The following is a 14,627-nucleotide window of genomic DNA, read 5'->3' as shown; positions in this document are numbered from 1 at the left end:
TTGCGAACCCTCCTGCTTCTGGAGGGATTTGTTTTTCGAGCTGCGCGACGGCAGGCATCTGCTCGTTGTATCGCAAGGCCCGTGCCACCTTCGCCGAAATCCCGGCAAGCCTTTTGACATCAAGGGCTGCAGGTTTTTCTTCGTCACCGAGCGGTGACACAGATGTGGCGGATTTCCGCCCATCTATCCAACCTCGTCCGGCAATTTGGCGGATATCCGCCTTGTTCGTCGGCGGTCAGCGCGGCTACCATCCGTCGTTCAATGGACGGACCTGCCTCCTATGCGCGAACGCACCATCGCCAGTCATTTCGCCCGTGCCGTCCTCGGTGGCGCGCGCCGGCTGGGTTATGACTATTCAGACCTGTTGCAGCAACTGGGCATCAGTCCCGAGCTGCTGGACGAACCGCGGGCGCGTATCGCACCGGAGCAGTTCACCCGTTTGATCCAGGGTCTGTGGCTGGCACTGGACGACGAATACCTCGGATTCGGGCCGGTCCCGAGTAAAACCGGGAGCTTCGCCATGATGTGCCACGCCGTGATCCACTGTCGCAATCTGGAAAAGGCACTGCATCGCGGCTTATTGTTTTATAGCTTATTCCCCGACGGTCCGCGCCTGACCCTGGCCCACGAAGGCGAAATGATCCGCCTGAGCCTCGACGATTCGAAGTTCCAGGACCCGGATCATTTCCTCACCGAAAGCCAGTTGATGGTGTGGCACCGCCTCGGCAGCTGGCTGATCGGCCAGCGCATGCGTTTGGAACAAGTGACGTTCAGTTACCCAAGGCCCGAACACGGCGCCGAATACGATTTACTGTTCCCCTGCCCGATGGTGTTTTCCTCCGCGCAGAGCAGCCTGCTGTTTCACAGTCGTTACCTGAACATGCCGCTGTTGCAGGACGAACGCACCCTCAAGCATTTCCTCGAACACTCCCCCGCCGACCTGCTGTCGCGCCCGGATGACGGCGACAGCCTGAGCAGCCAATTGCGCCGTTTGCTGAGCCGCGACAGCGCTCGCTGGCCTGACCTGGAAGCGGTGGCCGCGCACATGCACATCAGCCCGCAGACCTTGCGTCGGCATTTGCGCGAGGAAGGCACGAGTTTTCAGGAATTGAAGGATCAACTGAGGCGCGATATTGCGATTTATCATTTGGGGCGCGCGGATTTGTCGTTGCAGCAGATTGCTGAACAGTTGGGGTTTTCCGAGCCTTCGGCGTTTCATCGGGCGTTCAAGAAGTGGACCGGGTTGACGCCAGGGGCTTATCGCGCGCAGGAGAATTGATTTTTTGTATTGAATCTACGGGCCCCTTCGCGAGCAGGCTCACTCCTACAGGGATCTTCAGTGAACACACTATTTGTGTGCAACCGAGATCAAATGTAGGAGTGAGCCTGCTCGCGATGAACGATAACGCGGTCTACCAGACTGAACGCCTACGGCGGATCAAGCCTGTCCAGCATCCGGTTCACCGCCGGCTCCCCAGCCTCACAACCTGCAATCCCCAGTACCGTGTTGCGCGGTGTCCCCACCACCTCTTGAACGCAGTGAAGCTGCGTGGTTGGTTGAACCCCAAACGATAGAACCCACGCCCCAGGCGCACGAGCCGGCGGATTCTGGCGTAGTCGTAGGCAGCGCCGCAAGGATGTGTAGCCTGAGTGAGTATCTGGAGATGCCTTTTAAACACCTCTGTTTATGGCTTGATCAGATACCCGCAGGAAGGCAGGGAAGAACACATAAATTCGTCCCTTTTTCCCTCGAGTCTTTCTCTATCAATAGTTCAACGGAATAATCGCAAATGCTTTGGCGCTGGTAACATACGGCACCCCGTTTGCAGGTGCGTTGACGGGCAGTGTACTTATGATGGGAATAGATCGCTGTGTTGACCCGTCCGGGCGGAACCATTCTGTAATACAAGTAATCCAGCTCCGGTTCAAATTATCGACCCGAATTGTCGACATCCATCCTCTTCTAACATACCCGTCACTTCCCGCTTGAATCATCGGTGGATAGTCAGGAAGGTTATCCACCTTATATTTGTCGTACCGGATACTCATAGGGGAAATAAACGTGTTTAGCCAAATTGCATCCCCTGTCTGACCTTGCTCTCGAGCCCAAGCCTCTGCCTGCCGGGGCGTCAGCATTGTGGCGCTGAATACCACTTGATAGACATTAGAGACTGTTACCGGGTACCTGCCGGTGCTGCCGTTAGCGTCTTCAACTTCAATATAGGTACTCCCATTCATTCGCCCTGTAACGTTTCCTTCCTGGGAGACAAACGCAATATCCGGATTGCCCGACTTATAAGTTATCGGCAGTTGCCCCGTCGTCGGCCGGCGCGTTGCGTTGTTATTGTTGATGGGGTCACCCGTTTCACTCCACCCACTCACATAGAGCGCCAAACCGTTCAGCAGCATTATCGAGGGGTCGATATCCAAGGGGCGAGCAACAATAAAATCCCGCGACGGAGTAGATTCCGACTCACTTCCGTATAACGCTTTGGCCGTGAAGCTTTGAAGACCTACCGCCAGGGTGGCAGGAGCGGTCCAGCTGCCGTCAGTTTGACTGGTTGGAACGGGCGCCCCTATAGCGGCGTTCATATTGAGGATCTGGACCGACCGGCCTTTGCTTGCATTGCCTTCCAGGGTCACGTTCATATCAGTGATCGTTTCACCCGGAAGAATTTCCCTCCCCCCGGAGTCTCTTATCGAGGTGATGGTTGGCCTTTCATCCACTACCGGCTCACCAATCACCTGCGCCGTGGCAGGCGTCGAGGTAGCGACGACCGCACCGCCCCGGACCAACTGATACACCACCTTCACGGTGCTATTGGCGATGATCTTGCTGTTTGGAATACTCCCCACAAACTGACTCGGTATGTGTGTGACTGGCGAAGTTTCTTCGTGAGTCGCAACGACGTTGCCATTCAACTCGGCGGTAAAAACCAGTTTGATCGAATCGCCCACTTTCCAGATCGTTTCAATAAGGTGGATCAACGCCGATAACGGATTACCGTTCAACTTGGCGAGGTCCACAGTGTTGGGATCGTCATTGTTCTCGGTCGGGATTTCTCGCAGGATTGCCATCGCCAGTGTTAGCCGATTGAGATGAACATCGGCAGTCACAATATCCGACCAGGTAGGCGGCCCGTTAGGGTTGTTCAGGAAGTCGACAACCCTGAACTTGAATTCAAAATCTGAATCGTCTCCCCCCTCTATCAGTGTCTGCCGGGGGATCGGGATGACGATGTTTTGCGGTGGAGCAGAGTCAGGTGGTTCGCTGTCTGGCAGCAGTTGGTAGCGCACAAGAACACCGTTGCAATCGACAAAAATACGGTCATACCACTGGATATTTTTGTAGGTTACGGTAACCGTTACGCTATCTGCCTCGTCGACACCGATACTCTGATGACTGACGTTAATGGCCAATACAGGCGGGGTGTCACCCGGAGGGGAGCTGCGGTAGAGCAGTTTGAGTGGCTGGGTCAACTCCGTATTGCCTGAAGTACGCCGGACTCGAATGTTCAGTTCATTGTTGCCTTTCTGAAAATAATCAGGAGGAACGGTCAGCGAAATATCCTTTTCCTCCTCTCCCTCGGCGACGATCGTCTGGTCCACATCATCTCCATTCAGAACAAGTGTCAGCACGTCTTTTTCCGCCTGCCCGATGTAAGCCAGTGAAAAGACCATAAAACCGGCTCTGACATGAGCAATGGAGGCACCGCCGTGTGCATTTTCATCAGGCGGATACAGCTCGATCATCTTGGGGGCGAAAGGTAGCGACAAGTCAAATACTTGAATCGTGCGTTCGTTGCTCATTGCAAACTCCAGGTCCGATTTTCAGCAGGGCTGGTGTTATATGGCACGAACTTATCATGGGACGGCTACTGTCAAATCTGACAGTAGCGACGGGTGGCTGCGATCTAAAAATCAAACGGTCGCTGGTGAGTGTCTGGCGATGTGTTCAAAACATCAGTTGTTTCATCGCCAAGGCTGGCCCCATCGCGAGCGGGCTCACGCCCACACTTGGTCTCAAGTGCCCACAAAAAGTGGGTTCACCGAAGGTCCCTTGCGGGAGCGAGTCGGCTGCGGGGAGCTATCCGACTAAGATGCCCACAAGAACACCACCCACCCTGCGGTCAAACCACCGGAAAATGAATCCGGAACGCCGCCCCGCCCATCGGCGAATCCCCCAGCGTCAGCTTCGCGCTGTAGCTCTCGATAATGTCCTTCACCACCGCAAGTCCAATCCCCTGCCCCGGATGCTGGCGATCCAGCCGCTCGCCCCGTTGAAGAATCCGCGCGCGCTGATCTGCCGGCACACCCGGCCCATCATCCTCGACACACAACTCCACCCCGCTCAGGGTTTCACGCACGCGGATGCGCACTTCACCCAGGCACAGCCGATAAGCGTTTTCCAGCAGGTTGCCCATCATTTCCAGCAAGGCGCCCTGCTCGATCGGTATGTAACACGGTTGCGGCAGATCAAACGCCACACGCACGCGTTTGTCGCGGTAGACCTTGTCCAGCGTGTCGCACAGGCTTTGCAACACCGGTTGCAGGCGCACCTGGTGGCGCACCAGACCGCTTTTGCGCAGGCTCGCGCGTTGCAGTTGATAGCTGATTTGTTGGCTCATGCGCTCGATCTGGGTTTGCAACACCCAGGCCTGCTCGCGGTTTTCCGGGCGCTGGGCCATGTCTTCGCTGACGCCTTGCAACACGGTCAGCGGGGTTTTAAGGCTGTGGGCGAGGTCGTCGAGGGAATCGCGGTAACGACTGCGCTGCTCACGCTCGCTGTGCAGCAAGCGGTTGAGGGAGCCGGTCAGGCGCAGCAGTTCGCGCGGGTGTTGTTCGCTGAGGCTTTCGAGGGTGCCGCTTTCGATTTCGTCGAGTTCCTGGCTAAGCCGGCGCAACGCCTGCAACCCCCAGGTCAGGCCGATCCACAGCAACGACAGCAACACCAGCAAGGCTGCGCCGAAACCGAGGTAGAGGTTTTCGCGCAGGCCTTCGAGGGTGTTTTCGTACTCGCGCACCGGTTGCAGCGTGACGATGCTGAACGCCGCGCTTTTGCCGCCGAGCAACTTGACCTCGACGTCATAAACGAAGAATTCCTGCCCATTGGCCTCACGAATCCGCGCGAACTCGTTGCCGCGTCCGTCGTAACGCGGCTTGTAGTTGATCAGCTCTTGCCCGGTGGCCTTCGACCGCCAGACCAGGTGACCTTCGCGGTCGAAGATGTAGCCGAGCAAACGGCTGTCGGTCAGGTTGAAGCGCTCATCGGGCAATTGCGCCGGCATTTGCAGGGAGTTGTTTTCCACCCGAGCGGCGGAGATCAGCGTGGTGACGTCCGAGGCCAGGCGTTGCTCGATCGAGTCCTGCAACGCCAGGCTGAACGCGCCCTGCATCGCCGGCAGCAACGCCAACATGAACAACACCGCCAACAGCGTGGCGGCGAGCATCAAGCGAACGCGAAGGGAACGAATCAAGTGCAGCGCTCATTGAACAGGTAACCGAGGCCGCGCACGGTATCGATCGGTTTGAACCCGGCCGGGCCTTCGAGTTTGCGGCGCAGACGGCCGACCAGGACTTCAATGACGTTCGGATCGCGCTCGTCGTCATCGGGGTAGAGCTGCTCCATCAAGCGGTCCTTGGCCACCACTTGCTGGTGATGACGCATGAGGTATTCGAGGATCCGGTACTCATACGCCGTCAGCGCCAGCGGTTGTTCATCGAGGGACGCTTGCTTGCGATTGAGGTCCAGCAACAACGGCCCGGCGACGATGGTCGACTGGGTGAAACCGCTGGAGCGACGCAGCAAGGCATTCAGCCGCGCGTCGAGTTCTTCGAACTGGAACGGCTTGACCACATAATCGTCGGCGCCGGCGGCGAGGCCCTCGACCTTGTCCTGCCAGTTGCCGCGCGCGGTGAGGATCAGGATCGGAAAGGTCTTGCCCTGCGTGCGCAATTGACGGATCAAGTCGAGCCCGCCCATGCCCGGCAGGCCGAGGTCGATCACCGCCAGGTCAAAATTGAACTGTCCGGTCTGGTACAGCGCCTCTTCGGCATTGGCCACGGATTCGACCACGTGGCCGCTCTCCGTCAGGCGGGTTTGCAGGTGATGGCGCAACAGCGCTTCATCTTCGACGACCAGCAGTTTCATAACGCTCTCCCGGGCAAAACAACATCTCCAATGGCACAACGGCGCATCCAACGGTCAGGACAGATCATAGCGGCTCATCAGGTCTTGCTGATTGAGTTTAATGCCATTGTGCGAGACCGACACGGTGGCGTAACCGGCGCGGTAGTCGGCCGGGGTTGTGGGGTGGCCCAAATGCGCATTCCAGGGACTGTCATGGCCCACGGTACTGACCGTGCTGAAGCTGTTCAGTGTGAGGGATCTTTTGACCTTCTCGTTGGTCTTCCCAAGAGCAAGGCTGGCTATGATGTCATCGGAGGCAAGCGCGGCGGTGCTGGCGCTCAGAACGGTGAAAGCCAGAATCAGGTTTTTAAAGCCAGTCATTAGGGAATGTCCTCATGCGCAGGTGCTTTGGGTACGGAGCTACCTTACTGGCGCGCCCCTGAACTGCCCCTGAACGCAGACTGAACCTGAGCTGAACCAGATTGACCCGGCTGTTTTGATGACTCACTTGCAGGAGATCCGACCATGCGCGTATTCCTCGCCCTCTGTTGGCTGGTGTTGAGCGGGCTGACTCAAGCCGCCATCAAGACTCAGGAAATCCCCTATCAAAGTGCCGACGGCACAAAAATGATCGGCTATTACGCCTACGACGACGCCATCAAGGGGCCGCGCCCCGGCGTGGTGGTGGTGCATGAGTTCTGGGGCCTGAATGATTACGCCAAGCGCCGCGCCCGTGACCTCGCCGGCCTGGGCTACAGCGCGCTGGCCATCGACATGTATGGCGGCGGCAAGAACACCGAGCATCCGAAGGATGCGATGGCGTTCATGCAGGCAGTGCTGAAAGACAGCTCGGCGGCCGCCGTGCGTTTTCAGGCCGGGCTTGACCTGTTGAAGCAACAACCGCAAACCGACCCGAATAAAGTCGCGGCGATGGGTTACTGCTTCGGCGGTGGTGTGGTGCTGAACGCGGCGCGCCAGGGTGCCCCGCTGCTGGGAGTGGTGAGCTTCCACGGCGCGCTGGCAACCAATACGCCAGCAACCCCTGGCCGTGTGAAGGCGAAAATCCTGGTGGAACATGGAGCGCTGGACAGTATGGTCACGCCGGATGCCGTGGCGGCGTTCAAGGCTGAAATGGACAAGGCAGGCGCCGACTATACATTCGTCAGCCTGGAGGGCGCCAAGCACGGGTTCAGCAATCCGGACGCGGACCGGTTGAGCCATGGCGATCATGGTGGACCGGATATCGGGTACAACAAAGCGGCGGATGAGCGTTCGTGGGCGGATATGCGGGCGTTTTTCAAAAAGATATTTGGTTAGTCAGGTGGACCGCGGCGCGGCTATCGCGAGCGAGCTCGCTCCCACAGGGATCTATGTCGCTACGCAGATCCGGTGCGGGAGCGAGCTCGCTCGCGATGGCCGCGCCGCCCATCCAGACCTTTGCACTACCCAGCCCGCGAGCAACCCGGCAAAATGCCCGCCATGAATCCCGCCCCCGCCCTTCCCGTCTGCTGCACCCCACTCGACGCCCATTGGCCGCTGCCGTTGGTGCTGCCCGATACGGCGTTGCTGAGTACCCACTTCGACAGTTCGCAACTGGCCAGCGATGATTTCCGGCGTAGCGCCATCGAGCCGCCGGCAAGCATTCAGCGCTCGGTCGCCAAGCGCCAGGCCGAGTTTCTCGCCGGACGGGTGTGCGCCAGGGCCGCGCTGCAACAATTGGATGGCCTGAGTTTTATCCCGGCCATCGGCGAAGACCGGGCGCCAGTGTGGCCCGCGCACATCGCCGGTTCAATCACCCACAGCACCGGCCGGGCAGCGGCCATTGTCGCGAGGAAAACCGATTGGCGCGGGTTGGGGATGGACCTGGAAAACCTGCTCAACCCGGAACGGGCCGAGCGCCTGGCCGGGGAAATCCTCACGCCGCCGGAGTTGCAACGCATGACGGCCGGTCGTCGCGATGATCTGGCGCTGCTGGTGACGCTGACGTTTTCGGTGAAGGAAAGTCTGTTCAAGGCGCTGTACCCGATTGTTCAGCAGCGCTTTTATTTTGAACATGCCGAGGTGCTGGAATGGACCGAGGCCGGTGAAGTGCGGTTGCGGTTGCTGACGGATTTGTCTGGCGAGTGGCGCAATGGCACGGAGCTGGAGGCGCAGTTTGGGTTGATGGATGGGCAGTTGTTGAGTCTGGTCAGTATCAAGGCTTGAAGATTTTTAGCGCTTGTACTGGCCTCATCGCGCGCAAGCTCGCTCCCACAGGGATTTATGTCACTACGCAGATCCAGTGTGGGAGCGAGCTTGCTCGCGATGGCGGCCTGACGCTCACCACACCTCTCAACGCTTCTCCTGATTGCGCGGCCAACTCAAACTGAAACAAGCCCCACCCAGACTTTTGCTCTTGCTGATCAACGCACGCCCGTCATGCCAATGGATGATCCGTCGCACAATGGACAACCCCAACCCATGACCGCCCGACGCCCGGGTACGGCTGTCGTCCAGGCGCAGGAACGGCGTGAAAATCCGTTCCCAGGCCAACTCCGGCACACCCGGTCCGTCATCCTCGACGTCCACCCGGCAGCGTTGCTGCCCCACCTGATAACTCACGGTCACCCGCGACGAGGCGTGGCGCATGGCATTGCTGACCAGGTTCTGGATGGCCCGATGCAAGTAACGCGGTTCAGCCTCGACCCAGGCGTCATCGCAATCTGCCGCCGACAGGCATAACCCGCGCTGCACCGTAACGTCGGCGCGTAACGGCGCCAGTTCTTCGATCACTTGATTGACCAGCGCGTCCAGGTCGATCCGCTGGAAATTCAGCGCCGGCGAGCCCTGCTCCAGCCGCGCGTAGGTCAGCATCTCATCGACCAGTTTGTCGAGGTCCTCGATGTCGTGGTCCATGCCTTCGCGGTATTTTTCCAGCTGCTGCGGCGTGGTGGCCGAGCCGATCATCTCCAGGCCGAAACGCAGGCGCGCCACCGGTGTGCGCAATTCGTGGGACACCGCGCGCACCAGTTCACGCTGGATCGCCAGCAATTGCTGCAAGTGCTCGGCCATGCCGTTGAACGCGGCGGCCAGTCGCCCCACCGAGTCGGCGCCGCGCGCCGGCACACGGGTTTCCAGGCTGCCCTTGGCGATGCGCGTGGCGGCGGCTTCCAGACCGCGCAAACGGCGCTCCAGTTGCCGCACCAGGAGGTAGACGATCAAACCAATCAGGCTCAAACCCAGGGCCGCGATCAACACCAGCCATTCGGGCGGATAGGGATTCATCTGGTACAACGGGCCGATCTCCAGCACCCACGGCGTCCCGACCATGCCGGCAAACACCCGGATCGAGTCGCCGCCCTTGCCCAGCGCCATCACCGTGTCGCCCTCGGACACCCGGCGGCTCTGGTCTTCGTCCATGTCCGCCTGCTCGACCTTGACCAGGCGCAAGTCGAAACCGAAGCCCTTGTCTTCTTTCAGCAGCGCCAACCGTTCGGGCTGCTCCGCCACCGGGTAGCGCACCAGTTCATCGACCAGCAGATAAATCGTGGCACGGGCCAGTTGTTCACTGATCTGCTGCACCTCCCCCGTCAGCACAAGCTGTTCCTTGTCGCTGACCAGCCGATAGACCTTGGCCGCGTGCGGGCCGGTCTGCTCCACCAGCGCCTGACCGCGCAGTACGCGGGTGCGCTGGGTGAGGTCGAGGTCGGTCTGGGCGAACGTGGTCAACGCCAGTGGAATCCCGAGCAAGCGCTCCCAGACCAACAACGCGCGGTGGCGCTCAGTGTTGTTCATCGGCTTGAGGTTGTCGGCCATCAACGAAAACGTACCGTGGGCCAAGCGCTCCCGGTATTGCTCGCTGCGCACCTCATTGAGCAGATGCAGCGCCAGCACGCCGAGCACCGCGACCAACACCAGCGCCGCGCACATGCCGCCATAAATGCGCAGGAAGATCGAATTCACAGCGACGGGTCTACGCAAGCTTCGGGAACGAACAAATAACCTTTGCTGCGGATGGTCTTGATCAGTCGCGGATGCTCGGGGTCATCGCCTATTTTCGGGCGGATGCGCGAGATACGCACATCGATGGAACGGTCCTGGCCGTCATAACCGATGCCGCGCAACGCGGTAAAAATCTCTTCCCGGGACAGGATGCGCCCGGCGTTGGCGACGAGCAGCCAGAGCAGGTCGAACTCGGCGCTGGTCAGCTCGATGCCGTTGTCATGCAGCCAGGCTTCACGCAACGCGTTGTCCACCACCAGCGGACCAAACTGCAGACGCCGCTGTTTTTCCGGGGTGGCCTCGGGGGCTTCGCTACGACGCAACAGGGCCTGAATGCGTGCCAGCAACAGGCGCGGGCGCACGGGTTTGCACACGTAGTCGTCGGCACCGAGGTCGAGGCCGAGGATCTGGTCGGTATCGTCGGTGCGGGCGGTGAGCATGAGGATCGGGCCGTCATATTTGTCACGGACCTTGCGGCAAATGCTCAAGCCGTCTTCGCCCGGCAGCATCAGGTCGAGAATTACCAGGTCCGGTTTCTCTTTGATGATGCGTGCCGCCGCCAGCGCACCGTTGCCTTCGATTGAAACGCGCAGGCCATTGGCCTCCAGGTAGTCGCGGGTCAGTTCGGCCAGACGCTGGTCGTCCTCCACAATCAATACCTGCCAGGCTTCTTGCTCCACGGTGACCTCTGCTTGCCAACAACACTTATAAGGAAGGATCCGCCCGTCTTTTTGTAATGATTGGGGAGGATAAGAATGCATAACCATGGGGCGATTGTATAAACGCCGCCCGCCGAGAACACAAGCCGGCAAATGCGTTCGGACAACCCGGTTTTTTGTGATAGGGTTCGCGCCCTTAAAAATCCAAACGGCTGTTTTCAATCGTTGAAAATCGATGAAAAACGGCTCGCTCCAGCTAGGTCGCGGCCTACACGCCCGTTCCACCTTTCACACACAATTTACGCACAGGTTTATCCACAGGTAGTACGTTGCAACACCCTCCAAAACGCATTATCTTGTACCTCGGCGCCAAAAAAACCCTACATGTAGGGTTTTAGCTTAAAAGCCCAACCACATTTCAGACCAGAAACTCAAGCGCTTTATTGCCTGTTTATGGTTGAACCAAGCACGAAATTACAAGCCCAAACCGCACAGGCGGATGGCACCGTTTTTTCAGGCCAGAACAGCCGAAACGGTACGGGTGTTGCAGTCATCACTGGCACCCCTGAAAGGAATCCGGCTTCGAGTCCAGGCTCGCGGCCAAAAACTTCGGCAAGGAAGCGGCATCATTAGCCTTTTTCCTACTGTCCCGAAGTTGTTATGCCCGACCTCCGTCGGTTGTAGTGCTTTTGGACAGAACGGTGGGCACCTTTATGGTGCCCAAACAAACATAGAGAATGTGGAGACACCCCCCCATGCAAACCGACACAACTCGCGAGAACCCGCAGGGCACCTTGCCGCAGGCCGCTGATTCGACTTCGGATCTGTCCGCCACCGCGCCTGGCCAGCTGCGTGTGATCAAGCGTAACGGCACTGTCGTTCCTTACACCGATGACAAGATCACCGTCGCCATCACCAAAGCGTTTCTCGCAGTTGAGGGCGGCACCGCGGCCGCCTCGTCGCGAATCCATGACACCGTGGCCCGCCTGACCGAACAAGTCACCGCAACCTTCAAGCGTCGCATGCCCTCGGGCGGCACCATCCACATCGAAGAAATCCAGGACCAGGTTGAACTGGCCCTGATGCGTGCCGGCGAGCAGAAAGTAGCCCGCGACTACGTGATCTACCGTGACGGCCGTTCGAAACAACGCGCCGCCCACGCCCCGGCCGAAGAAGCCGTCAACGCTCACCCGTCGATCCGCATCACCCGCGCCGATGGCAGCTTTGCACCTCTGGACATGGGTCGTCTGAACACCATCGTCACCGAAGCGTGCGAAGGCCTGGAAGAAGTCGACGGCGACCTGATCCAGCGCGAAACCCTGAAAAACCTGTACGACGGCGTGGCCCTGACCGACGTCAACACCGCCCTGGTGATGACTGCCCGTACCCTGGTTGAACGTGAGCCGAACTACTCGTTCGTGACCGCTCGCCTGCTGATGGACACCCTGCGTGCCGAAGGCCTGAGCTTCCTCAACGTTGCCGAAAGCGCGACCCACCACGAGATGGTCGACCTGTACGCCAAGGCGCTGCCTGCGTACATCGCCAAGGGTATCGAATTCGAATTGCTGAATCCGGTCCTGGCGACTTTCGACCTGGAAAAACTCGGCAAGGCGATCAACCACGAGCGCGATCAGCAGTTCACGTACCTGGGCCTGCAAACCCTGTACGACCGTTACTTCATCCACAAGGACGGTATCCGCTTCGAACTGCCGCAAATCTTCTTCATGCGTGTGGCCATGGGCCTGGCGATCGAAGAGAAGCAGAAAGAAGACCGTGCCATCGAGTTCTACAACCTGTTGTCGTCCTTCGACTACATGTCCTCGACGCCAACCCTGTTCAACGCCGGTACCCTGCGTCCACAGCTGTCGAGCTGCTACCTGACCACCGTGCCGGATGACCTGTCGGGCATCTACCACGCGATCCACGACAACGCCATGTTGTCGAAATTCGCCGGCGGCCTGGGCAACGACTGGACGCCGGTTCGTGCGCTGGGTTCGTACATCAAGGGCACCAACGGCAAATCCCAAGGCGTTGTTCCGTTCCTCAAAGTAGTGAACGACACCGCCGTTGCCGTTAACCAGGGTGGCAAGCGCAAAGGCGCTGTGTGTGCCTACCTGGAAACCTGGCACATGGACATCGAAGAGTTCATCGAGCTGCGCAAGAACACCGGCGATGACCGTCGTCGTACCCACGACATGAACACCGCCAACTGGATCCCTGACCTGTTCATGAAGCGCGTCTTCGATGACGGCAAGTGGACTCTGTTCTCGCCATCCGAAGTACCGGACCTGCACGACCTGACCGGTAAAGCCTTCGAAGAGCGCTACGAGTACTACGAAGCCCTGACCGAATACCCAGGCAAGGTCAAACTGTTCAAGACCATCCAGGCCAAAGACCTGTGGCGCAAAATGCTGTCCATGCTGTTTGAAACCGGCCACCCATGGCTGACCTTCAAAGACCCGTGCAACCTGCGCAGCCCGCAGCAGCACGTGGGCGTGGTCCACAGCTCGAACCTGTGCACCGAGATCACCTTGAACACCAACAAGGACGAGATCGCCGTTTGCAACCTGGGCTCGATCAACCTGCCGAACCACATCGTCAACGGCAAGCTGGACACCGCCAAGCTGGAACGCACCGTGAACACCGCTGTTCGCATGCTCGATAACGTGATCGACATCAACTACTACTCGGTGCCGCAAGCGAAGAACTCCAACTTCAAGCACCGTCCGGTCGGCCTGGGCATCATGGGCTTCCAGGATGCGCTGTACCTGCAGCACATTCCTTACGGTTCCGACGCTGCCGTCGAGTTCGCCGACAAGTCGATGGAAGCGGTCAGCTACTACGCGATCCAGGCTTCTTGCGACCTCGCCGACGAGCGTGGCGCCTACGAGACGTTCCAGGGTTCGCTGTGGTCCAAAGGCATCCTGCCGCTGGATTCGCAACAGATCCTGATCGAGCAACGCGGCCAGAAGTACATCGACGTTGACCTGAACGAATCCCTGGACTGGGCACCGGTTCGCGCCCGTGTACAGAAAGGCATTCGTAACTCCAACATCATGGCCATCGCACCGACCGCGACCATCGCCAACATCACTGGCGTCTCGCAGTCGATCGAACCGACCTACCAGAACCTCTACGTGAAATCGAACCTGTCGGGCGAATTCACCGTGATCAACCCGTACCTGGTTCGCGACCTCAAGGCTCGCGGTCTGTGGGACTCGGTCATGATCAACGACCTGAAGTACTACGACGGTTCGGTGCAGCAGATCGAGCGCATCCCGCAAGAACTCAAAGAGCTCTACGCGACTGCTTTCGAAGTGGACACCAAGTGGATCGTTGACGCGGCAAGCCGTCGCCAGAAGTGGATCGACCAGGCTCAATCGCTGAACCTGTACATCGCTGGCGCTTCGGGCAAGAAACTGGACGTAACCTACCGCATGGCCTGGTACCGTGGCCTGAAAACCACTTACTACCTCCGTGCCCTGGCCGCGACCAGCACCGAGAAGTCGACCATCAACACCGGCAAGCTGAACGCTGTTTCCAGTGGCGGCAACCACGGTGAAGATTCGGTCCTGGCAGCACCTGCCGGCCCTGCTCCAGTGCCAAAGGCCTGCGCCATCGACGAGCCGGATTGCGAAGCTTGCCAATAAGCCGAGCCAGTAGGCGCTGAAAGGCGCTGACCTGAAACCCCCGATCAATCCTCTGGATAGGTCGGGGGTTTTCTTTTACCCAAAGGAAAGTGGTGAACGGGCTGCTCGCGATCAAGCCAGCCCTGATTACCAGGATGTCTGCACCAAGGACAAATCCCGACCATAAAAAAACCCCTCTTTCGAGGGGTTCTTTATGCGGCGCTATCA

The 14,627-nt window shown here is 59.0% G+C and carries 10 protein-coding genes; 4 read left to right on the top strand and 6 right to left on the bottom strand.

The window, feature by feature from the left end; translation table 11 throughout:
• Positions 1–280: 280 nt before the first annotated feature.
• A complete protein-coding gene (locus D882_RS0114795) occupies positions 281–1,279 on the top strand; it encodes an AraC family transcriptional regulator (RefSeq protein WP_027923966.1) in 999 nt (332 codons plus the stop codon).
• A 485-nt stretch (positions 1,280–1,764) separates the two neighbouring features.
• On the opposite strand, the gene D882_RS0114790 is transcribed toward D882_RS0114795, so the two are convergent.
• The 4 genes from D882_RS0114790 to D882_RS0114775 all read right to left on the bottom strand — a co-directional run bounded on the left by D882_RS0114790 (position 1,765) and on the right by D882_RS0114775 (position 6,511).
• Positions 1,765–3,810: a hypothetical protein gene (locus D882_RS0114790; RefSeq protein WP_027923965.1), complete on the bottom strand. Its 2,046-nt coding sequence runs from the start codon at positions 3,808–3,810 to the stop codon at positions 1,765–1,767.
• Between the two features lie 320 nt (positions 3,811–4,130).
• Complete coding sequence (locus tag D882_RS0114785) at positions 4,131–5,477, bottom strand: ATP-binding protein (RefSeq protein WP_027923964.1); 1,347 nt, start codon at positions 5,475–5,477, stop codon at positions 4,131–4,133.
• Entirely contained in the window at positions 5,474–6,151 is a 678-nt protein-coding gene (locus D882_RS0114780) for a response regulator transcription factor (protein ID WP_027923963.1), read from the bottom strand. Before D882_RS0114780 ends, D882_RS0114785 begins: the two co-directional genes overlap by 4 nt.
• A 54-nt stretch (positions 6,152–6,205) precedes the next feature.
• Entirely contained in the window at positions 6,206–6,511 is a 306-nt protein-coding gene (locus D882_RS0114775) for a hypothetical protein (protein WP_027923962.1), read from the bottom strand.
• Between the two features lie 144 nt (positions 6,512–6,655).
• Between D882_RS0114775 and D882_RS0114770 the strand changes: the two genes are divergently transcribed.
• Together D882_RS0114770 and D882_RS0114765 are read left to right on the top strand one after the other, a co-directional pair.
• The gene (locus D882_RS0114770) at positions 6,656–7,447 is read left to right on the top strand and encodes a dienelactone hydrolase family protein (RefSeq protein WP_027923961.1); all 792 of its coding nucleotides are present in this window, start codon (positions 6,656–6,658) and stop codon (positions 7,445–7,447) included.
• A 162-nt stretch (positions 7,448–7,609) separates the two neighbouring features.
• Positions 7,610–8,335, top strand: a complete 726-nt coding sequence (locus D882_RS0114765; RefSeq protein WP_218186578.1) for a 4'-phosphopantetheinyl transferase — start codon at positions 7,610–7,612, stop codon at positions 8,333–8,335.
• A 126-nt stretch (positions 8,336–8,461) separates the two neighbouring features.
• Here the strand turns inward: D882_RS0114765 and D882_RS0114760 are convergent, their stop codons facing one another.
• Both D882_RS0114760 and D882_RS0114755 read right to left on the bottom strand, forming a co-directional pair.
• Complete coding sequence (locus D882_RS0114760; RefSeq protein ID WP_027923959.1) at positions 8,462–10,072, bottom strand: ATP-binding protein; 1,611 nt, start codon at positions 10,070–10,072, stop codon at positions 8,462–8,464.
• A complete protein-coding gene (locus tag D882_RS0114755; RefSeq protein WP_027923958.1) occupies positions 10,069–10,791 on the bottom strand; it encodes a response regulator in 723 nt (240 codons plus the stop codon). Before D882_RS0114755 ends, D882_RS0114760 begins: the two co-directional genes overlap by 4 nt.
• A 734-nt stretch (positions 10,792–11,525) precedes the next feature.
• On the opposite strand from D882_RS0114755, the gene D882_RS0114750 reads away from it, so the two are divergent.
• On the top strand, positions 11,526–14,420 hold the full coding sequence (locus tag D882_RS0114750) for a ribonucleoside-diphosphate reductase subunit alpha (RefSeq protein WP_027923957.1): 2,895 nt from the start codon (positions 11,526–11,528) through the stop codon (positions 14,418–14,420).
• Positions 14,421–14,627: the final 207 nt, after the last annotated feature.

It is taken from the genome of Pseudomonas sp. URMO17WK12:I12 (assembly GCF_000514395.1).
GTDB classification, from domain to species: Bacteria; Pseudomonadota; Gammaproteobacteria; order Pseudomonadales; family Pseudomonadaceae; genus Aquipseudomonas; species Aquipseudomonas mucoides.
The sequence above is the reverse complement of the archived record's forward strand: the minus strand, read 5'-3'. Positions and strand labels throughout refer to the sequence as shown.